The organism is Neoaquamicrobium microcysteis (assembly GCF_008180155.1).
Taxonomy (GTDB): domain Bacteria; phylum Pseudomonadota; class Alphaproteobacteria; order Rhizobiales; family Rhizobiaceae; genus Aerobium; species Aerobium microcysteis.
In genome coordinates this window covers 133,626-153,303 of the sequence record NZ_VSZS01000065.1, presented here as the reverse complement: position 1 = coordinate 153,303, position 19,678 = coordinate 133,626, and the positions used below count along the sequence as shown (strand labels likewise).

At 63.9% G+C, this 19,678-nt stretch carries 17 protein-coding genes; 4 read left to right on the top strand and 13 right to left on the bottom strand.

What is annotated here, in order from left to right; all coding sequences use genetic code 11:
* Positions 1-71: 71 nt before the first annotated feature.
* The 4 genes from gpt to FY036_RS16075 all read left to right on the top strand — a co-directional run bounded on the left by gpt (position 72) and on the right by FY036_RS16075 (position 7,380).
* Positions 72-569, top strand: a complete 498-nt coding sequence (gene gpt, locus FY036_RS16090; protein ID WP_148915762.1) for a xanthine phosphoribosyltransferase — start codon at positions 72-74, stop codon at positions 567-569.
* Positions 570-728: 159 nt separating this feature from the next.
* The gene (locus FY036_RS16085; protein ID WP_201744785.1) at positions 729-1,223 is read left to right on the top strand and encodes an NUDIX hydrolase; all 495 of its coding nucleotides are present in this window, start codon (positions 729-731) and stop codon (positions 1,221-1,223) included.
* A gap of 109 nt (positions 1,224-1,332) precedes the next feature.
* Entirely contained in the window at positions 1,333-2,907 is a 1,575-nt protein-coding gene (locus FY036_RS16080; protein ID WP_148915761.1) for an inorganic phosphate transporter, read from the top strand.
* 693 nt (positions 2,908-3,600) lie between these two features.
* Positions 3,601-7,380: a vitamin B12-dependent ribonucleotide reductase gene (locus FY036_RS16075; RefSeq protein ID WP_148915760.1), complete on the top strand. Its 3,780-nt coding sequence runs from the start codon at positions 3,601-3,603 to the stop codon at positions 7,378-7,380.
* A gap of 275 nt (positions 7,381-7,655) precedes the next feature.
* Here FY036_RS16075 and FY036_RS16070 read toward each other — a convergent pair whose 3' ends face one another.
* The 13 genes from FY036_RS16070 to FY036_RS16010 form a co-directional block, all read right to left on the bottom strand.
* Entirely contained in the window at positions 7,656-8,084 is a 429-nt protein-coding gene (locus FY036_RS16070) for a YybH family protein (RefSeq protein ID WP_161601153.1), read from the bottom strand.
* A gap of 42 nt (positions 8,085-8,126) precedes the next feature.
* Positions 8,127-9,110 (bottom strand): DMT family transporter, encoded by a 984-nt coding sequence (locus FY036_RS16065; RefSeq protein ID WP_235897691.1) that lies wholly within the window; start codon positions 9,108-9,110, stop codon positions 8,127-8,129.
* Positions 9,111-9,191: 81 nt separating this feature from the next.
* Positions 9,192-10,181, bottom strand: coding sequence for a succinylglutamate desuccinylase/aspartoacylase family protein (locus FY036_RS16060; protein ID WP_148915757.1), 990 nt, complete (start codon positions 10,179-10,181; stop codon positions 9,192-9,194).
* A gap of 10 nt (positions 10,182-10,191) precedes the next feature.
* Positions 10,192-11,172: a succinylglutamate desuccinylase/aspartoacylase family protein gene (locus FY036_RS16055; RefSeq protein WP_148915756.1), complete on the bottom strand. Its 981-nt coding sequence runs from the start codon at positions 11,170-11,172 to the stop codon at positions 10,192-10,194.
* A 31-nt stretch (positions 11,173-11,203) separates the two neighbouring features.
* Positions 11,204-12,073 carry an ABC transporter permease gene (locus FY036_RS16050; RefSeq protein ID WP_148915755.1) on the bottom strand — a complete coding sequence of 290 codons (870 nt, stop codon included), beginning with the start codon at positions 12,071-12,073 and terminating at the stop codon, positions 11,204-11,206.
* Positions 12,063-12,920 (bottom strand): ABC transporter permease, encoded by an 858-nt coding sequence (locus tag FY036_RS16045; RefSeq protein WP_148915754.1) that lies wholly within the window; start codon positions 12,918-12,920, stop codon positions 12,063-12,065. The genes FY036_RS16050 and FY036_RS16045 overlap by 11 nt, the downstream gene beginning before the upstream one ends.
* 1 nt (position 12,921) lies before the next feature.
* The gene (locus FY036_RS16040) at positions 12,922-13,992 is read right to left on the bottom strand and encodes an ABC transporter ATP-binding protein (protein WP_148915753.1); all 1,071 of its coding nucleotides are present in this window, start codon (positions 13,990-13,992) and stop codon (positions 12,922-12,924) included.
* A 121-nt stretch (positions 13,993-14,113) separates the two neighbouring features.
* Positions 14,114-15,196: an ABC transporter substrate-binding protein gene (locus FY036_RS16035; RefSeq protein ID WP_148915955.1), complete on the bottom strand. Its 1,083-nt coding sequence runs from the start codon at positions 15,194-15,196 to the stop codon at positions 14,114-14,116.
* Between the two features lie 37 nt (positions 15,197-15,233).
* A complete protein-coding gene (locus tag FY036_RS16030; protein ID WP_148915752.1) occupies positions 15,234-16,028 on the bottom strand; it encodes an IclR family transcriptional regulator in 795 nt (264 codons plus the stop codon).
* 237 nt (positions 16,029-16,265) lie between these two features.
* The gene (locus tag FY036_RS16025) at positions 16,266-17,045 is read right to left on the bottom strand and encodes a 2-keto-4-pentenoate hydratase (RefSeq protein ID WP_148915751.1); all 780 of its coding nucleotides are present in this window, start codon (positions 17,043-17,045) and stop codon (positions 16,266-16,268) included.
* Positions 17,046-17,054: 9 nt separating this feature from the next.
* The gene (locus tag FY036_RS16020; protein ID WP_148915750.1) at positions 17,055-17,735 is read right to left on the bottom strand and encodes an HD domain-containing protein; all 681 of its coding nucleotides are present in this window, start codon (positions 17,733-17,735) and stop codon (positions 17,055-17,057) included.
* Positions 17,736-17,781: 46 nt separating this feature from the next.
* A complete protein-coding gene (locus FY036_RS16015; protein ID WP_148915749.1) occupies positions 17,782-19,065 on the bottom strand; it encodes a TRAP transporter large permease in 1,284 nt (427 codons plus the stop codon).
* Positions 19,062-19,658, bottom strand: coding sequence for a TRAP transporter small permease subunit (locus FY036_RS16010; protein ID WP_161601152.1), 597 nt, complete (start codon positions 19,656-19,658; stop codon positions 19,062-19,064). The genes FY036_RS16015 and FY036_RS16010 overlap by 4 nt, the downstream gene beginning before the upstream one ends.
* Between the last annotated feature and the right edge of the window lie 20 nt (positions 19,659-19,678).

The following is a 19,678-nucleotide window of genomic DNA, read 5'->3' as shown; positions in this document are numbered from 1 at the left end:
TACCTTGCCAGACGCTGCGGTTTCCGGCTAATTCCGGCTGCATTCCTTCCCTGCAGCCGGAGTGCGCGTCGATGTCCCTTCCCGAAAAGGCCTTTCCCGTCTCTTGGGACCAGTTCCACCGCGATGCGCGCGCGCTCGCGTGGCGGCTGGCCGGCATCAATGTCGAGTGGAAGGCCATCGTGTGCATCACGCGCGGCGGGCTGGTGCCGGCGGCCGTCATCTCGCGCGAGCTGGGCGTGCGCCTGATCGAGACGGTCTGCATCGCCTCCTATCACGACTACACCGAACAGGGCGAACTCAAGGTTCTGAAAGAGATCACGCCCTCGCTGCTGGAAAACGAGGGCGCGGGCGTGCTGATCGTCGACGACCTGACCGACACCGGCAAGACCGCCGCCATCGTGCGGGCGATGATGCCCAAGGCGCATTTCGCCGCCATCTACGCCAAGCCCAAGGGCCGGCCGATGATCGACACCTTCGTCACCGAGGTCTCGCAGGACACGTGGATCTACTTCCCGTGGGACATGGGCTTCACCTACCAGAAGCCGATCTCGGAGGATCATCGCGGCTGATCGAAAGCACCGCGAACCTTGCGCGAAGCTTGCGGAGGCGGCCTTCAAGGCCGCCTTCCTTCATTTTGGGGTGAATTTCTGCCTTTTTGTCCTTTATTTACCGGTGATTGACTATCATATTGGTGAGACGGCAAACAAAGTTTCGGGGATTTTCGATTCATGCTCATCAGCCACGGCACACGCAAGCAGTTGAAGGAGCGCATCCGCCTCTTCTTCGGCGGCATGCCGTGTCGCGTGCAGGTGGCCGCCCTGCCCTGGCGGCGCACGGATGACGGCAGTTTCGAGGTCATGCTGGTGACCAGTCGCGGCACCGGGCGCTGGGTGCTGCCCAAGGGCTGGCCCGAACGGCGCGAGGAATCGCACGAAGCCGCCGCCCGCGAGGCCGCCGAGGAAGCCGGCGTCTCCGGCTCCATCGCCCGCAGCGAGATCGGCTGCTTCTATTACGGCAAGGAACTGCCGTCGGGAATGCGCTGGCGCTGCGAGGTTCACGTGTTCCCGATGGAAGTGGACCATGTGGCCGACAAATGGCCCGAGCGCAAGAAGCGTTCGCGCCGCTGGTTCAGGCCGCAGGATGCCGCCCGGCTCGTCCAGGAAGAGGATCTTGGCGAGCTGATCGCCAGTTTCGGCTTCAATCCACGGAAATTTGCCGCCTAGGCGCTTCGCAGTCATACGAACGCTTGTGATACGCGGCGCACTTCCTTAATCGGTCTGCGAAACGCACGGTCTCTGGAACCGCGCGACCCTTCCGGATTCGGGAACTGTCATGGCCGAAATCTCCGCCGAGCCGCGCAAGGATACGCTCGACAAGGATCTGGACAAGCTCGTCCACGTCGAGGAAGCGACCAGCTTCGTCGCCCAGCGCCTCGTCGCGCCCGGCATCGCGCTGCTGTTCCTGGCGCTTTCGGCCATCGTCACCTCGTTCTTCGTCATGGGCGAGCCGGGCGCGGTCGTCATCATCGCGGCGGCGGCCATCGGCGGCTACATGGCGCTGAATATCGGCGCGAACGACGTCGCCAACAATGTCGGGCCAGCCGTCGGTGCAAGGGCGCTGACGATGGGCGGCGCGCTGGCGATAGCGGCCGTGTTCGAAAGTGCGGGCGCGCTGATTGCGGGCGCCGAGGTGATGAACACGGTTGCCAGCGGCATCGTCGATCCGGCACGCGTCGCAGATGCCGGTGTCTTCATCCGGCTGATGCTGGCGGCGCTCATCTCTTCGGCCCTGTGGGTCAATCTCGCAACCGTAATCGGCGCGCCGGTGTCGACCACCCATGCGGTAGTGGGCGGCGTGGTCGGGTCGGGCGCCGCTGCGGCAGGCGTCGCCGCCGTCAACTGGCCGATGCTGAGCGGCATCGCGGCAAGCTGGGTCATTTCCCCGCTGCTGGGCGGCATGATCGCCGCGCTGTTCCTGGCCTTCATCAAGTCCTTCATCATCTATCAGGACGACAAGATCGCAGCCGCGCGCCGCTGGGTGCCGGTCCTCATCGCCATCATGGCGGGCGCGTTTGCGGCCTATCTGGCAACCAAGGGGCTGAGGCGCGTGCTTCCGCTCACCGGGCTTCAGATCGCCATGTTCGGCATCGTGTGCTTCGCGGCAACCTGGGCGTGGAGCCATCGCAGCGTCCGGCGCATGTCGCAGGGGATGGAGAACCGCAACCAGTCCCTGCGCAAGCTGTTCAGCACGCCTCTGATCTGCTCGGCGGCCCTGCTTTCCTTCGCCCACGGCGCAAACGACGTCGCGAACGCGGTCGGCCCGCTGGCTGCGATCGTGCACGCGGCTGGCGGTGGCGACATGTCCGGCCCGTTCGGCATCCCTCTGTGGGTGATGCTGATCGGTGCGTTGGGCATCTCGTTCGGGCTGGTGCTTTTCGGGCCCAAGCTCATCCGCATGGTTGGCGAACAGATCACCAAGCTCAACCCGATGCGGGCGTTTTGCGTGGCGCTGTCGGCGGCCATCACAGTCATCGTCGCGTCGTGGTTCGGCCTGCCCGTCAGTTCCACCCACATCGCCGTGGGCGCGGTCTTCGGCGTCGGCTTCTTCCGCGAGTGGTACACCGCCAATTCGTCGCGCCGTCGCGCCTATCTCGAGCGCAAGATGGAGCGCGCCCGCGCAGCGCGCCCGGCCGCAGGGCTCGCAGCCGACGACATGGACGGCGATGCCGAGAGCGAAACCGGCGACCTCCAGACCGACGGCCCGCCCGTCTCGCGCGAGGAGATCGCAAGGCGCAGGCTGGTGCGTCGGGCGCATGTGACCACCATCGTCACCGCATGGGTCACGACCGTTCCGGCCGCCGCCCTTCTTGCTGCCGGCATCTTCCTGATTCTCAACGCACTCGCATAGCGCGGCTTTTCGCAAGCCCCCGTCTGGGGACAATCCCCCTTCCGTTGCGGCATGTGGAAAGGCGCGCGTCGCGCACCGAACCGCCGCAGCGGTGGCTTTCGCACGTCGTACGGCCCCTCGCCTTCTCCCCGCTATCCACACTCCTGCACACAAGATGTTGCGGTCATAAAAGTTACAGAAACGAGTCCTTGACGATCCCTGGCGAGTCGCTTTTTATGAGCCATGCGTCCCATGACGAGGACGCGGCCGGAAAGTTCTGTCGTCGGCCGTTTTTTCCAGATTTGTTCGTGTTTTGCGGGGATCGGCCGTTGTCGCGGCGGCTGGCCGCGTGGGCGTACTGCGCCCTGCGGCATCAACGACGTCGGCGCTTTGTGGGAGTGGTGTAAATCGTCTGTTAATACTATATTTGGTGTTTACAGCCACCCTCTGCACTAGATAATGTGACTCATCGGCTGTCAGTTTGTCCGATCAGAATCACAATCAGGCGTCAGGTGAACGGGGCCCGCAAGGGTGCGTAGAGGTCGGATGAAGCCGGTTTTCGGCAGCGTCGGATCGATAGCATCGCGCGGTAGGGGAGCGTCGTCGTCGGGACGGACGGCGGCAGTCGGCGGACTTGTGTCAGGAGGCTTTGCAGGACGCAGTGCGTCGGCGGCCGTTCGGCACTATATTTAGAGACTATAGGGACCAGAAAAGATGCGCATCGAACGTCGTTTCACCAGAGAAGGCCAGTCGGCTTACGCGGAGATCGAATTCCGCAAGGCGACCAGCGAGATCAAGAATCCGGACGGTTCGATCGTCTTCCGTCTGGCCGATATCGACGTGCCGGCCCAGTTCAGCCAGGTGGCGGCCGACATTCTGGCCCAGAAGTATTTCCGCAAGGCCGGCGTGCCCGCGCGCCTCAAGAAGGTCGAGGAAAACGACGTGCCGTCGTTCCTGTGGCGTTCGGTCGCCGACGACAAGGCGCTGGCCGAGTTGCCCGAGGGCGAGCGTTACGGCTCGGAGACCGATGCGCGTCAGGTCTTCGATCGCCTCGCCGGCACCTGGACCTACTGGGGCTGGAAGGGCGGCTACTTCGCGTCCGAAGAAGACGCCTCCGCCTTCCGCGACGAGCTCGCCTTCATGCTGGCCACCCAGCGCGTCGCGCCCAATTCCCCCCAATGGTTCAACACCGGCCTGCACTGGGCCTACGGCATCGACGGCCCCGGCCAAGGCCACTATTACGTCGACCCCTTCACCGGCAAGCTGGTGAAGTCGTCCTCGGCCTACGAACATCCGCAGCCGCATGCCTGCTTCATCCAGTCGGTGGGCGACGACCTCGTCAACGAGGGCGGCATCATGGACCTTTGGGTGCGCGAGGCGCGCCTGTTCAAGTACGGTTCGGGCACGGGCTCCAACTTCTCCATGCTTCGCGGCGAAGGCGAGAAGCTTTCGGGCGGCGGCAAGTCGTCGGGCCTGATGAGCTTCCTCAAGATCGGCGACCGCGCCGCCGGCGCGATCAAGTCGGGCGGCACCACCCGCCGCGCGGCCAAGATGGTCGTGGTCGACGCCGACCACCCGGATATCGAGGCCTATATCGACTGGAAGGTGAACGAGGAGCAGAAGGTCGCCGCCCTCGTCACCGGCTCCAAGATCGTCAAGCAGCACCTCAGCGCCATCATGAAGGCCTGCATCAACTGCGAGGCCGACAATGGCGACTGCTTCGACCCGGCGAAGAACCCGGCGCTGAAGCGCGAAATCCGCGCCGCCAAGAAGAACTCCGTGCCGGAGAACTACGTCAAGCGCGTCATCCAGTTCGCGAAGCAGGGCTACACGGCGCTCGAGTTCAAGACCTACGACACCGACTGGGATTCGGAGGCCTACCTCACCGTTTCGGGCCAGAACTCCAACAACTCGGTCTCGTTGCAGGACGATTTCCTGCGCGCGGTCGAGAATGACGGCGACTGGAACCTCATCCGCCGCATCGACGGCAAGGTGCACAAGACCTTGAAGGCCCGCGACCTGTGGGAAAAGATCGGCTACGCCGCGTGGGCGTCCGCCGATCCGGGCCTGCACTTCAACACCACGATGAACGACTGGCACACCTGCGTGTCGGCCGGCGCCATCCGCGCGTCCAACCCGTGCTCGGAATACATGTTCCTGGACGACACGGCGTGCAACCTCGCCTCGATCAACCTCCTGCCCTACCGAAACGCCGACGGCACCATCGACATCGAGGCATACGAGCACACCGCGCGCCTGTGGACCGTCGTGCTGGAAATCTCGGTGATGATGGCGCAGTTCCCGTCGTGGAAGATCGCCAAGCTGTCCTACGAGTACCGCACGCTGGGCCTCGGCTTCGCCAATATCGGCGGCCTGCTGATGACGTCCGGCATCCCGTACGACTCCGACGAGGGCCGTGGCATCGCCGCCGCGCTCACCGCGATCATGACCGGCGTGGCCTATGCCACCTCTGCCGAGATGGCGTCGGAACTGGGCGCGTTCCCCGAATACCCAGCCAACGCGCTGCACATGCTGCGCGTGATGCGCAACCACCGCCGCGCCGCCTATGGCGAGAGCGAGGGCTACGAGAAGCTGGCCGTCAATCCGGTGCCGCTCAACGAGGAGCACGTCTCGCAGAAGGCGCTGGTCGAGCATGCGCGCGCCGCCTGGGACAAGGCGCTCGATCTCGGCGCCGAGTACGGCTACCGCAACGCGCAGGCCACCGTGATCGCGCCCACCGGCACGATCGGCCTCGTCATGGACTGCGACACCACCGGCATCGAGCCTGACTTCGCGCTGGTGAAGTTCAAGAAGCTGGCCGGCGGCGGCTACTTCAAGATCATCAACCGCGCGGTTCCGGAGGCGCTCCGCACGCTCGGCTATGCCGAAGCGCAGATCGCCGAGATCGAGGCCTATGCCGTCGGCCACGGCAACCTCAACCAGGCGCCCGGCATCAACCCCGGCTCGCTCAAGGCCAAGGGCTTCACCGACGAGAAGATCGAGGCGCTCAACGCCGCGATGGGCTCGGCCTTCGACATCAAGTTCGTGTTCAACCAGTGGACGCTGGGCGCCGACTGGCTGAAGGAAACCTTCAGCTTCACCGACGAGCAGCTGAACGACTTCTCCTTCGAGATTCTGCCCGCGCTGGGCTTCTCGAAGAAGGAGATCGAGGCCGCCAACATCCACGTCTGCGGCGCGATGACGCTCGAGGGCGCACCGCACCTCAAGGACGAGCACCTGCCCGTCTTCGACTGCGCCAACCCGTGCGGCAAGATCGGCAAGCGCTACCTGTCGGTGGAAAGCCACATCCGCATGATGGCGGCCGCCCAGCCCTTCATTTCCGGCGCCATCTCCAAGACGATCAACATGCCCAACGAGGCGACCGTCGAGGACTGCAAGGAAGCTTACATGCTGTCGTGGAAGCTGGCTCTCAAGGCCAACGCGCTCTACCGCGACGGCTCCAAGCTCTCCCAGCCGCTCAACGCCTCGCTCATTTCCGATGACGAGGACGAGGCGGACGATCTGGTCGAGGAACTGGTGGCCGCCCCTGCAGCCGCCAAGGCTGTCGCGGTGACGGAGAAGATCATCGAGCGCATCGTCGAGCGCGAGGTGCGTTCGCTGCGCGAGAAGCTGCCGAACCGCCGCAAGGGCTACACCCAGAAGGCGATCGTCGGCGGGCACAAGGTCTACCTGCGCACCGGCGAGTTCGACGATGGCCGCCTGGGCGAAATCTTCATCGACATGCACAAGGAAGGCGCCGCCTTCCGCGCGATGATGAACAACTTCGCCATCGCCATCTCGCTCGGCCTGCAATACGGCGTGCCTCTGGAAGAGTATGTGGAGGCCTTCACCTTCACCAAGTTCGAGCCTGCCGGCATGGTGCAGGGCAACGACGCCATCAAGAACGCCACGTCGATCCTCGACTACGTGTTCCGCGAGCTGGCCATCTCCTATGTCGGCCGCAGCGACCTCGCCCATGTCGACACGTCGGACTTCTCCAACACGGCGCTCGGCAAGGGCATCAACGAAGGCAAGGCGCTGCCCTTCTCCAAGGGCCTGACGCGTGGCGCCTCGCCGCTAAAGGTGGTGTCGGGCGCGGCGGGCGGCTCGTCGGAGCCCAAGGGCGTCGGCAACTCCAACGTGCGCGCCATCTCGTCGGGCGCGACGGTGACGGCGCTGAAGCCGCTGTCGTCGGAGCTCAAGGAAGAAGCCACCGCCTTCAAGCGCGACTATGAGGAGCGCGCGAAGGAACTGGCCGAGGACATCGCCGTCGAGGACGGCGTAGCCGAAGCCACCCCCGCCTCGGCGCTCTTCACCGACGCCGCGGCAAAGGAAGCCTCCGAAGCCAAGGCGCTCGCCGCCGAACGCCGCCAGCAATCGATGATGCAGGGCTACACCGGCAATTCCTGCTCGGAGTGCCAGAACTTCACCATGGTCCGCAACGGCACCTGCGAGAAGTGCGACACCTGCGGCGCGACGAGCGGGTGCTCGTGATCGGCAAACGGATACAATGACATGACGCTTCGGGCCCGGTCGCAAGATCGGGCCCGATGTGCGTCTGGGGATGGATTTGAGTTTGTCCGCGCGGAGCTGAGAGGCAGCGGCAATGGTGTCGGAAACAGACCAACCGCTGTCGGGCGACTTACTTGGAGGAAGCTGCCCTTCATCTTGTCAGGAGCTTCGGCAAGGCATCGCAAACAACCGCTCTGTTACGAACCGTTTGCTGCGTGAAAGCGGATATCCTCTTGAAGACGTCCGGCGTCCGGGAACTACGGCAAGAGATCCGTCACGGCGCGCCCACTTCCGTCCATTGCCATAGGGAAACTGGCATGTTCGTGGACAATTTTCCAGGAACCGCCGATGCGCCTTAGCACGATGGTTCGCCGGCTCCAGGAATCGACATTTGTGCCATCGGTCTTCATGCCGGTCATGCGCGACAGCCCGAAGGCCACTGCAAGATCGCCGTCGATGATGAATTGCGGGTCGGCCATATGGAGAGTTACGCCGTTGCGCCAAGTTGCAAACCAGGCATTTATCCCTTCCACGTCGCGTGCCTGTTCGCCTCGATAGGCAAGCGGCGGCGGCAGATCGAAAACCACGACATCCGCGTCCATCACACCGATGGTGGCGCGGGCGTCCCCGTTGGCGGTTGCCTCTTCCTGCGCCCGGATAACAGCCAGGATTTCCTTTTCAGACATCATCGTTTCTCCTTCATCTTCTGAAAGACGAGGACGGGGCGATCAATCCGACATCGACACGCCACCCCCTTTAGCTACTCGCGCATCCGTGTCTTCCGCGCCGGAGCCATGCGACGTGGTACGCGCGGAAACGATCGTCTTCTGCCGGGTGAAGGCGATGTCGATCGCTATGAAGACCGCGATGATCGCAAGCCCCGCGGCCGTCAGTTGCGACCAGACATACAGCGGGGACAGGCCTTCGATGAGGAAGGTGAAGATCGGCATGGCCGCCAGCATCACCAGCACCGTGTGCGGATCGGATTTCTCGATGCCTATCTGCAGGAACACGATCGGTATGATCGTGCCGACAAGGCCGATGCCGAGAAGGGTGAGCGCGAGCGGCGGCGTCCATGGCACGTCGGCCGCCCCTTCCGCCAGCACCAACGCCAGCGCCAGCGGCACGATGAGATAGCAACGGTGGGCAAGGATGGCGCCAGAGCTCCAGCCCCGCAGGCTGAGGTTCTTCGACGCGATGGTGATCAGCACCGAGCCGATCGCGGACAACAGGATCGCGCCAAGTCCGAGCCAGCCCCGGGCGCCATCCGTGGCGAAGCCCGCACCGGTGACTGCCGAGACCGCCAGCACCACGCAGCCGGCGACAAGCCCGCCGCACACCAGCGCCTTTATCGGGTCGGGCCGCGCCCGGGTGGCAACCAGCGTGATCAGCACCGACAGGATCGGCCCCGAACCGAACTGCACCGCACCGGCAACGGCCGGCTCGATCAGCTTCAGCGCATAGAAGAAAAAGAGAAAACAGAGCGCGGTGCTCACATTGAGCAACAGCAGCGGCTTCAGCGCGAATTCGCCGGTCCTGCGTCCGTAGATCGGCAGGAAGATCGCGGTAATCAGCGAAAAGCACATCAGAACGTAGATCGGCGACGGCACGGCGCCCAGCCACGTCCCGTACGCTACCTTGCCGCCGGCCATGAGTATGACGGCGACAAGCACCGCGAGGCGACCGACTGTGGTGCTGCTGTATCCGGCCACCGGCATTCCTCGTGAAAACGACCACGAAAGGGAGCCGACCGTGACGGACGGCTCTCCTTTGCCGGTCTCAGTCCTGCGCGATCAGGCGCGGACCTGCTTGGGCTCGAGACCGATGTGGATCAAGGTCTCCCCCGAGGCCATGATGGGCCCCGGGTGGATCGCCAGCACGATGCCGGCTTTCGGCGCCGTGGCCTTGCCGCGCTCGTTGCCATGCATGTCGAAATAGCGACCGATCTCGGTGCCTTCCTCGACGGTGTCGCCGCACTGCACGAAGCGCTCGAACAGCCCGCCCTGCTTTGCCGTCACCCATTCGAAGCTGGAGAAGTAGTTGAGCGCGCCGTAGTCGGTGACATCGCCCTCCAGCATTTCGAGGGCGCGAAGCGCGTTGTTCAGGCGCTCGGCGGCGTCGGTCACGGACTCATCGGTAAAGGCACGGACCTTGCCACCGCACTCCACGATGAAGCTTGCGATGCCGTCCCTGGCTGCGGTCATCATGGCGGACCCGGCAAGGAGCGTGTCGGGCGTCGGCAAGGTATCGCGGTAGCCGAAGGCCCTGGCGATCTTTTCGGACGTCTCTGCAACCTTGCCGGTGCCCTTGGGAAACAGCGCCCAGCGCACATCCGGCGTCAGCGCGGTGTGGAAGTCGATCAGGACATCGGCGTACTTCTTCAGCGGCTGGTAAAGCGCATAGGCCATCTGCTGAGTGAGCGTGCCGCCCTTGTCGCCTGGAAACTGGCGGTTCAGATCGCCGCCATTGTAGCCCTCGAACGGGCTCATGCGCAGCTTCTTCTGGAACGCCGTGACGTTGAGGACCGGGATCGCAACGACCGTGCCCTTGAGCCTGGCCGGATCGAGCGTACCGAGGAACTCGTGAATGATGTAGGTCCCGCAATATTCATTGCCGTGCACGCAGCCATGCAGCCATACGACCGGTCCGTCCGATGCGCCCTGCACGATCACGACGGGCGCGTTGATCGCATTGCCGTCCGGGCTCTCGCCGATCTTGAGTTCGCCCTTGGTGACACCCGGCGTCTTGGAATGCGCGGTGCCGACGATGATTTCCTTGGTCATGGTTTGGTTCTCACGCAGTCTGGGGATTCAGGCCGATATGGATCAGGACGTCGCCCTGCGGGATGATCGGGCCGGGATGGTATGCAAGCACGACGCCCGAGGCCGGCGCGGTCACGTCGCCGTCCGCCTCGCCATGCAGGTTGTAGTAGGTGCCGACGACATCGCCTTCCTGCACCTGAATTCCCGTCCTGACGGATGGGCGGAAGAGGCCGCCGCGCGGCGCATTCGCCCAATGGAAATTCGAGAAGGTCGTCAGCGGTTCGTACTTCGTCACCTCGCCTGGCAGGATGCCGATGGCGCGCGCGACGTTGCGCAGACGCTCGGTCACGTCCTTGACGGTCTCCATGCTGAACGAAGTGCCAAGACCGCCCGCCTCGGCGATATAGGCGGGGATGCCGTCGGCCGCCGCGCTCATCATGGCCGATCCGACAAGCGTGCCCTTCGGCGTCGGAAGCGTGTTCTCATAGCCGAAGGCCTCGGCCATAAGGCGCCCGCCCTTGCTGACGTCGCCGCCCGTGTCGGCATAGAGCGCCCAGCGAGTATCCGCCGTAAACGCCGTGTGGAAGTCGACGAGATGCGTCGCGTACTTCTTGAGGTGCTGGTAGACGACATGGGCCATCTGCTCGGTGAACCCGCCATTCGGGTTTCCCGGGAAGCAGCGGTTCATGTCGCCATTGTTGAAGCCCTCGAACGGGCTCATGCGGTGATAGGCGCGGAACGCCGTGATGTTGAGGATCGGCAGCGCGATCACGGTGCCGGTCATCTCCGCCGGGTCCAGCGAGCGCACGAAGGAGTGGACGTTGAACGTGCCGCAATATTCGTCGCCGTGAACGCATGCGTGCATCCACATCACCGGGCCGTCCTTCGCGCCGCGAACGATCGTCACCGGGATCTCGACCGGCGAACCGTCCGGATGTTCGGCGACCTTGAGGGCGCCGTCGAAACGCCCGGCCTTGTCGGCCCGGGCGGAGCCAACCTCTATAAGCTGCATGAAACAGTCCTTTCCTTTGAGGTCGCGGCGGTCAGATACGCATGACTGAGCGCAGGCCGACGAGCCGCTCGATAAAGAGTCCGAAGAGAATGATCATGACGATCTGGACGGTTGTGATCGCCGCGATGACAGGCGAGCTTTCCCACTGCACGTAGGAGAAGATCTCGACCGGGAGGGTCGTCACGCCCGGTCCGGAAATGAACAGCGCGATGTAGACGTCGCCAAAGGAGATGATGAAGGCGAAGATCGCAGCCGACAGGACGCCGGGTGCGACCAGCGGAACGGTAACTTCCCAAAGGACGCGCAGGCGGTTTGCGCCGAGCGTATAGGCGGCGGCCTCGATATCCGGATCGACGCCCTCGAGGCTCGCCATGATCCCGGCGATCGTGAAGGGGAGGCATATCAGGATGTGGCCGATCACGAGGACCGACATTTCGGGAAGCGGAAAGCGCGTCAGCAGCAGAAGCAGAGACAGGCTGATCAGGATGTGCGGGACCATCATGGGCAGCATCGCGATCGACTGGCCGATTGTGCGCGCACGACCCAGGAAGCGGACGATCGCGTAGGACGTCAGAAGCCCGATGATGGTGGCGAAGAAGGATGCGAGCAGCGCCAGCAACAGGCTGAACTTGAAGGCCGACACGAAGCTCGAATTGCCGATGAACTCTCGATACCAGTGCAGCGAGGCCTGCGACAGCGCATAGGTGTTGCTCATCGTCGGGCTGAACGAAGCGAAGACCACGATCAGGATCGGTGCCAGCAGGAACACGTAGAGAAGCGTGATCATGAGGCCGAAGGCAACGCGGCCCAGGCCCGAAAGATCGACTTTCGGCGCTTCGACCGCCCTGCCCGGACGGGCGGCGGCAACGACATTCTGGGTCTCGGAAGGATCAGTACGCACGGCGCATCTTCCTGAAATAGTAGGAGATCATGATGAACTGGCAGAGCACCAGCAGGGCTGCGACGGCGGCGCCCAGCGGCCAGTTGAACGTCGACAGGATGAGCTGGTAGATGAGCTGGCCCATCATCGTCATGTCACGCCCGCCCAGCAATTCGACGGTCACGATCGACCCCGACGTCATCGTGAACACGATGACCGAGCCCATCACGATCCCGGACCGGCTGAGAGGAAGCGTCACTTCGAAGAACGTGCGCAGCGGTTTGGCCCCCAGCGTGCTGGCGGCCGGCACAAGATGAGGGTCTTGTGCCACAAGCGACGAGAAGATCGGAAACACCATGTAGGGAAGCATGATGTGGACGAGCGCGACGATCACCGTCTTCTCGTTGCCGAGCATCGAGATCGGTCGTTCCACGATGCCTATCCACACGAGGATCGCGTTGACCAGCCCGTCGGTGCCCAACAGCACGATCCAGCCGTAGGTTCGCACGATGACGCCCGTCATCAGCGGCGCGATGATCAGGAACATCATGATGCCGCGCCACGTGCTTTTCACGCGGGTCAGGAAGTAGGCCAGCGCATAGCCGAACACGAGCGTGATGACGGTGACGACCAGCGAGACGCGAATGGTGTCGTAGATGATCCGGCGGTAATAGCCGTCGAAGATCAGGCGGCTGTAGTTGTCCAGCGTGGGCTCCGCCACATACATCTGCTGGGCCGAGTAGGTGAAGAAGCTCAAGGACAGGAAGAAGCCGATCGGCAGGAGAAGGAAGCACAGATAGAGGATGCCGATCGGCGACATCAGCGCCGCGCCGAAGAGCCCTCCTGCCCTGCTGCTTTGCTGGCTCATCTCAGGCTCCCGGGATCACGCGGCATTCGTGCAGCACCGCGCCGACATTCAGACCGGGCTGCATCTCGCGATACTTCTCGATGCTCGGCACGGAACACTGGAACGCATGGCCGTTCGCGGCAGTCAGCTCGAACAGGATGCGCTCGCCCTGGAACACGCGCTTCGAAATCGTCATAGGCAGCGCATCCGTGGCATTCGGCTCGCTCAGCGTAACGCGCTCGGGCCGCGCCATCAGCAGCGCCTGCGATCCGACGCCATCGACGGGCCTCACCGCTTTGGCAGGGATCGTCATCCCGCCACCCAGATCGGCGACGACATCGTCGCCGCGGACCTGCGCGATCGTGCAGGGAGTCAGGCTGGCCTCGCCGATGAAGCTCGCCGCAAACCGTGTCTGCGGGCTGTCGTAGAGCGCTTCGGGCGAACCGATCTGTTCGATATGACCGCCATTCATCAAGATGACGCGGTCCGACATCTCGAATGCCTCGTCCTGATCGTGCGTGACGAAAACGGTGGTGATGCCGAGCCGCTGCTGTATCTCGCGCAGCTCGAGCCGCATCTTCTTGCGCAAGAGCGCGTCGAGGTTCGAGAGCGGCTCGTCGAGCAGAAGAATCGAGGGCTCTATGACGAGCGCGCGGGCGAGCGCGACGCGCTGGCGCTGGCCGCCCGACAACTGGTTGGGATAGCGTTCCTCGACATTCGGCAGGCCGACGACGTTGAGAATTGCGCGGACGCGTACGGTAATCTCTGCCTTTGGCACCTTGCGCATGCGCAGACCGAACGCAACGTTCTCTGCGATCGTGCGGTGCGGAAAGAGCGCGTAGTTCTGGAATACCAGCCCGATGTCGCGGTAGGGCGGCGCGAGGGCGGTGATGTTGCGCCCGTTGAGCAACAGCCGGCCTTCAGTCGGCGTCGTCAACCCCGCGATGATATGGAGGGTCGTAGTCTTTCCGCAGCCCGACGGGCCGAGAAGCGTCAGCAGTTCGCCTTGCCTGACGTCGATGTCGATAGGGCCGAGGGCAGTCGTCGCGCCGTAACGCTTCACGATCTTCTCGAGAGTAAGAGCAAGCTGCACTGCGCGGTCCTCAAGCTGAATTGCTTCGTCAGCCGAAGGCCGAGCCGCCTTCGGATCACTGTCGTTTGTGGTGAACGTCGCCGTGATGGAGCGCCGCTGTCCGGCGCTCCATCACGCGCAGTCAGGCGCCGAGAACTTCCTTGTTCCAGCGCTCCGCGTACTGATCGCGATAGGCGAACAGCGTCATCGGATCGAGCTGGCTCTGCAGCTTGCCGAGCAGTTCCACGTCAGAATCGCTCAGTTCGAGCCTCTTCAGCTCCGCAGGCAGATTGGCCATCGCGTCGATGTTGGTCGGCGGGTATCCTGTGAGCTTGGCGAATTCGATCTGGCGCTCGGCCTCGAAGGTCGTGTCCAGCAGGGCCTCGGCATTGGCGACATTCTGCTCGGGCCGGTTGGCGATGATCGACATGTTCCAGATCCAGGACAGGCCGCCCTCTTCGGGGATCACGAATTCGACCGGGGTACCGGCTGCTGCGGCCTGTTCGATACGCGCACCGAAGAACGGCACCAGCCAGACTTCTTCCGCATCGATGAGCTGGCGAGTGTGTTCGACATTGTTGGCGACCACGGCGCCGTTCTCGGCAAAGAGTTCCTTGAACTTGGCAATGCCCGGCTCGATGTCCTCGGACGTGCCGCCGAAAGCGATGTTGATCGCATGGAACACCTCGTCACCGATCCAGCCCCATGCCGGGAATGCGACGCGTCCCTTGAACTCCGGATCCCACAGATCCTCCCACGAGGTGATCTCCCTGGTGATCTTGCTGGTGTTGACGCACAGGCCGTAGGGAGTGTGGCACTTTCCGGCGAGATACTGGTATCGGAAGGACGGGTGGATCTTGGCGAGGTTGGGCATCTTTTCTTCGGAAAGGGGCTGATAGAGCCCCATCGCGCCGAGCTGGCCCGCGCGCATCTGTCCGGTGTGGATCAGGTCCCACTGCGGACGCGCCTGCTGCGCCATGACCAGCGGCTCCTGGCCGAGGCCGAGCTTCCACAGGATCTCGACTTCGTTTGCCGAGCCGAAGGGGGCGGTGAATGTCTGCTCGACCCATTCCTTCCACGAACCGCCGGGCATGATGATGCGCAGATCGCCTGCGGCCTGTGCGGGCGTGTAGCCGAACGTGCCCAATGCGGCCGCGCCGGCGAGCGCGCCGCCCGCCTTCAGGACAGAGCGGCGAGAGACTGAACCGTTTAGAAATCTTGTCATTCTTTATTCCCCATTTTTGTCGTTGAAGGTGGAAGGATCACTCGACGAGTTCATCCAGGGTGAAATCGGGTATCGGCCAGTCGGTGAGATTTCGGTCCGTCCAGAAGGGATCCTGCAGACGCTGACCGATCGCGTGGGCTTCCTCGCGCAGGCGCTGAAGCATCCGGACACGCAAATCCTCGTCGACGGCACTGGTGGGATAGGAAATCGAAAAGCCAAGCGACTCGCCGGACTTGGGATCACGAACCGCCACCGCAAGTGCGGCGATACCGGGAATGATCGTGCTCTGCGTCCATGCGACGCCATAGGTCCGCACCAGTTCGATATGGTGCCTGATCTCGGCGTCCGAATAGCTCTGGGCCGCGTTCTGGCGCGCCCGGCGGGCGATGTCGTCGTCATCGAGATAGGCCATCAGAGCACGCCCCACCGAGGTGTTGAAGCCCGGCATCGGCTGGCCGATCTCGCGCACCAGCCGCAGCGGGTACGAACCATGCTTGACGGTGAGGATGATGATGTCCGAACCGGTCAGCACCGACGTGTAACCGGCAAAGCCGAACTCGGCCGTGACGCGCTCCAGGCTCAGATCGACCAGATCCTTCAAGGAGTGCTGGGCCGAATAGAGGTCCGCGAGCAGCAGCGCACGTGGCCCCGCTACGTAACCCGCATCGCCCTTCTCGCGCTCCAGCATGCCGTATTCGGACAGGGTCTTGAGGAGACGGGACACCGAGCTCTTCGGAATGCCGACCTCCCGGCACACTTCCCCGACGCGCAGAACCGGCCGGTCCCGGCTCAGTAGAAGCATCATTTTCAGCGCGTTTTCGAGAGAGCTCATGTTGTCCCATATACAGCAACGCTATTGCTATATATAATACACGCAAAATTATCGACGGGAGTCAACGGCTCCCGCGCAGTTGACCGCCGATTATCCGGGGTCATTTGAAGAACGTTGGAATAATCCGCTTTTCGGGCTGCGGTGTGTTCCGCCAGACGCAACGAACGGCTCCGTCCGCGCCTGCCCGGCAGATGGAGACCTTACTTGTGCACAGATGCAGGCTCGCTCTTACCCGGCTCAGGCGCGGGCGAAGGTAACGTGCGCAGCCGCCCGGTCGGCGAAAAGCGCGCGCGCCGAGCTGCCCGCAACGGCCTCGATCATGCGGCCGCAGCATCCCGTGGATATCCACTGTCCGGCGCGCAGATGGATGTTGCGCGCGCCAAGGTGGTTCGCGAGCCATGCCAGTGCAGCCAGAGGACCGCCGGGAACGTCGCCGGAAGCGCCGACGGCCTCCTCGCTGTCGACGCGAAGGCTCGCGGGAATCCGCTCCAGGTCGACATGTTGCCAGCCATCGACGGGGTCTCCGTGGACGAAGCCGGCGTTGAACCCCATGTCGCTGACGATCGCCAGCGCACCGAGCGAGGCCACCTCGCGGATGCAGGACCCTGCGATCTCCATCGCTGCGTGGATGTCGCCCACGGCATCCCGAACCTCGTTCACGCTGTAGGGGTTCGAGCGGGCCGGCAGGTCCGCCCTGAGCTTTATCGCCAGTTCGGCCTCGACCTTGCGGTCGGCATCTTCCGGCCAGGCAAGCTCGCTCCCGCTGGAAAAGACATTCGCCTTCAGGATGGGGCCGCAGATGCGCTCCGCGCCCAGCCTGTCGGCAACGTTCGCCGGAAGGGCGGCGACCTTCCAGCCGGCGATTTCCCCGCCGATCCGCGCCGCCACCAGGTTCTGGATGTGGTAGGCCTCGTCAAGCGTTTCCGGGATCGCTCCCGGAAACGTGTCGAGACGGATGCCGCCTAGCCGCGCCGCGGCAAGCTCGGCTGCAATGCCGTCCACGGCGGGATCGCTCATCGCCCTCACCTACTCGGCCGCCCTGCGGCTCTCGTTGCGGTTCGGGCGCGGCAGGAAGTGGCGGGTCATGGAGGGAATGAACGTATCCTCGACGATCAGCCCGCCAACCGCGGCGATGGTCCACCATGCCACGTCGGCCTGGTGTACGACGATGCATTCCAGCGAGCGCTTGACCGTGTCGCCCTCTGGAGAGTGGGCAACCGCGATATGCGCGATTTCCTCCGGCAGCCCGGCCATCAGGCAGATATGCGCGCCGTACACCGGATGGCGGAGCGACGGCTTGCCCACCTTGGTGGGGTCGTCATGCCAGCGCTTCTGGTTGACGGGATCGCACTCCCACGCCTTGCCGATGTCGTGGCACAGCGCGCCCGCAAGCACCACGTCGCGATCGATGTCCGCCTCGGGGAAGAATTCCGCGAAGTGGTCGACCATCTGCACGGCGATCCGAGCGACGCCGCGCAGGTGTATGTCCTGCGTGCCGCGCTTGAGCACCATGATGCCCGGATTGCCGTCGCCGGGGATCTCGCTGATGCGGCCGAAGCTGGAGCCGGAAATAGCGAGCGCCCAGCCCTCGATCGCGAGGTTGCGCAGCTTCTCGTCGCGCACGTCCATCAGCTCCGGCAGGTCCTCGACGACCTCGCGCTTCATCCTGTCGGTCACGGGTCTGAATTTTTCTGGGTATGTCAGCATGGTTTTCCTCACTAGCAAGACTGGTCGGGCGGCGGCGTGCGGCCGCTCATTTCATGATCTCGGGCAGCCACATGACGATGCCGGGGAAGAGGACGATCAGGCCGATCATCATCAGCAGGTTCACGACGAAGGGCAGCGCACCGATGATGACGTCGTTGATGTTGCCGCGCCCGCGCACCCCCTGCACGACGAACAGGCTGGCGCCGATCGGCGGAGTGATGAGCGCGGTTTCGATGAGCAGCACCACCATGATGCCGAACCACACCGGATCATAGCCCGCGCTCGCCATCACCGGCGTCAGCGTCGGCACGCTGATAACCATCAGCGGCATCGGTTCCATGATGCAGCCGAGCACGAGGTAGAATCCGATGACGAGAAGCAACAGCCCCTGCGGCGAGAGCCCATGCGTCGTCACGAAGTCGTTCAGCATCCGCGTGACCCCGACGATCGAAAGCACGAAGTTGAGGAACCAGGCGGCCACGAGGATGAGGAAGATCAAGCCGGTCGTCCGGATCGTGCCGAGGATCGCCTGGTTCAGCATGGCGACGTTGAGCCGGCCGTAGATGGCGGCGATGATCAGCGCCATGACGACACCGAGCGAGGCAGATTCCGTCGGGGTCGCCCATCCCAGATAGATCGATCCGATCACGACAACGAAGAGGACGAGCGGGGGAAGCATGTCGGGCAGCGTGCGCACCCTGCCCCGCCAGCTCGTCTCAACTCTCTGGCCGCCCCATTTCGGCCAGATAAGGCAGGCGAGCAGCACCGTCAGCATGAACAGCCCTCCGAGCACCACCCCGGGCAGGAAGCCGGCAAGATAGAGCGACGGGATGGACGTGTTCGTGAGGAAGCCGAAGACGATCAGGTTGATCGAGGGCGGGATCAGGATGCCAAGCGTGCCGCCCGCCGCGAGCGAGCCAAGGAAGAGGCGCTCGTTATAGGCGTAGCGCCGCACCAGCGGCACCGAGACGGTGCTGACCGTCGCCGCGGTCGCGACGCTCGAGCCGGACGTGGCCGCAAACGCCATGCTGGCGCCGATGTTCGCGTGCATCAGCCCGCCCGGCAGCCACGACAGCCATTGCTGTATCGCGCCGTACATACGCTCGGCGATGCCGGAGCGCACGAGGATCTCGCCGAGCAGGATGAACATCGGCACCGCGACAAGCAGGATGCCGCTCTGCACCGCCCAAGACATCGTCGCGATGCCGCGATAGAGCGGCAGGCCGCCGGTCACATAGTCGAGGCCGAAGCCGAGGAACGCCAGGGCCGCCCCAACCGGAAGGCTTATGAAGAGCAGCGCCAGCAGGGCGACGAGAATGTAGAGGATCATCGCGATTGCTCCCCTCGAGCGGTGATGACCTCGTCGCCGAGCGGGACGATCAGGTCCTCTTCCTCCAGGATGGCGCCGATGCGGCGCTGCACCTCGTCATGGTCGCCGCGCAGGAAGGCCCGCGTCCCGATCGCCGCCAGGTTGAGACTGACGACGAGGAAGAAGATCCAGCCGGCGCACCAGGCAGAAACGGGAATCCAGAGCGGCAGCGCCAACGAGGTGATCGAGCGCGTGCCGCGCTGCCAGAGGAAGTCCAGATAGGCGACGGCGTGCCAGACGAACACGGCGGCAAAGACGACCAGCGCGAACGCGCCTACGAGATCGGTCACCGCCCGACCACGCGGCGGAAGGTTGCGCGTGAACACGTCGATGCGGATGTGAGAACGCATCAGCATCGTGTAGCCGAAGGACCATGCCGTGGTAGCGCCCAGCACGTATCCCGAGACCTCGTTCGCCCCGCCGAGCGAGAAGCCGAAAGCCTTGCGCGAGATCAGTTCGGCACTGACGTAGAGAGCCGCCGCGATCAGCATATACCCGCAGACAAGCGCAGACTTCTCGCCAATGACGGAAAGCGCAGCATCGAACCGTTTCACGACGATCCCCTTTGACGTGG

What these genes read in the sequence shown, in the direction of transcription:
- FY036_RS16035 (WP_148915955.1), bottom strand. Translation starts at nt 15,196, where the DNA reads ATGACAAGATTTCTAAACGGTTCAGTCTCTCGCCGCTCTGTCCTGAAG.
- FY036_RS16080 (WP_148915761.1), top strand. Translation starts at nt 1,333, where the DNA reads ATGGCCGAAATCTCCGCCGAGCCGCGCAAGGATACGCTCGACAAGGAT.
- FY036_RS16075 (WP_148915760.1), top strand. Translation starts at nt 3,601, where the DNA reads ATGCGCATCGAACGTCGTTTCACCAGAGAAGGCCAGTCGGCTTACGCG.
- FY036_RS16055 (WP_148915756.1), bottom strand. Translation starts at nt 11,172, where the DNA reads ATGCAGCTTATAGAGGTTGGCTCCGCCCGGGCCGACAAGGCCGGGCGT.
- FY036_RS16045 (WP_148915754.1), bottom strand. Translation starts at nt 12,920, where the DNA reads ATGAGCCAGCAAAGCAGCAGGGCAGGAGGGCTCTTCGGCGCGGCGCTG.
- FY036_RS16025 (WP_148915751.1), bottom strand. Translation starts at nt 17,045, where the DNA reads ATGAGCGATCCCGCCGTGGACGGCATTGCAGCCGAGCTTGCCGCGGCG.
- FY036_RS16015 (WP_148915749.1), bottom strand. Translation starts at nt 19,065, where the DNA reads ATGATCCTCTACATTCTCGTCGCCCTGCTGGCGCTGCTCTTCATAAGC.
- FY036_RS16020 (WP_148915750.1), bottom strand. Translation starts at nt 17,735, where the DNA reads ATGCTGACATACCCAGAAAAATTCAGACCCGTGACCGACAGGATGAAG.
- FY036_RS16030 (WP_148915752.1), bottom strand. Translation starts at nt 16,028, where the DNA reads ATGAGCTCTCTCGAAAACGCGCTGAAAATGATGCTTCTACTGAGCCGG.
- FY036_RS16085 (WP_201744785.1), top strand. Translation starts at nt 729, where the DNA reads ATGCTCATCAGCCACGGCACACGCAAGCAGTTGAAGGAGCGCATCCGC.
- gpt (WP_148915762.1), top strand. Translation starts at nt 72, where the DNA reads ATGTCCCTTCCCGAAAAGGCCTTTCCCGTCTCTTGGGACCAGTTCCAC.
- FY036_RS16070 (WP_161601153.1), bottom strand. Translation starts at nt 8,084, where the DNA reads ATGTCTGAAAAGGAAATCCTGGCTGTTATCCGGGCGCAGGAAGAGGCA.
- FY036_RS16060 (WP_148915757.1), bottom strand. Translation starts at nt 10,181, where the DNA reads ATGACCAAGGAAATCATCGTCGGCACCGCGCATTCCAAGACGCCGGGT.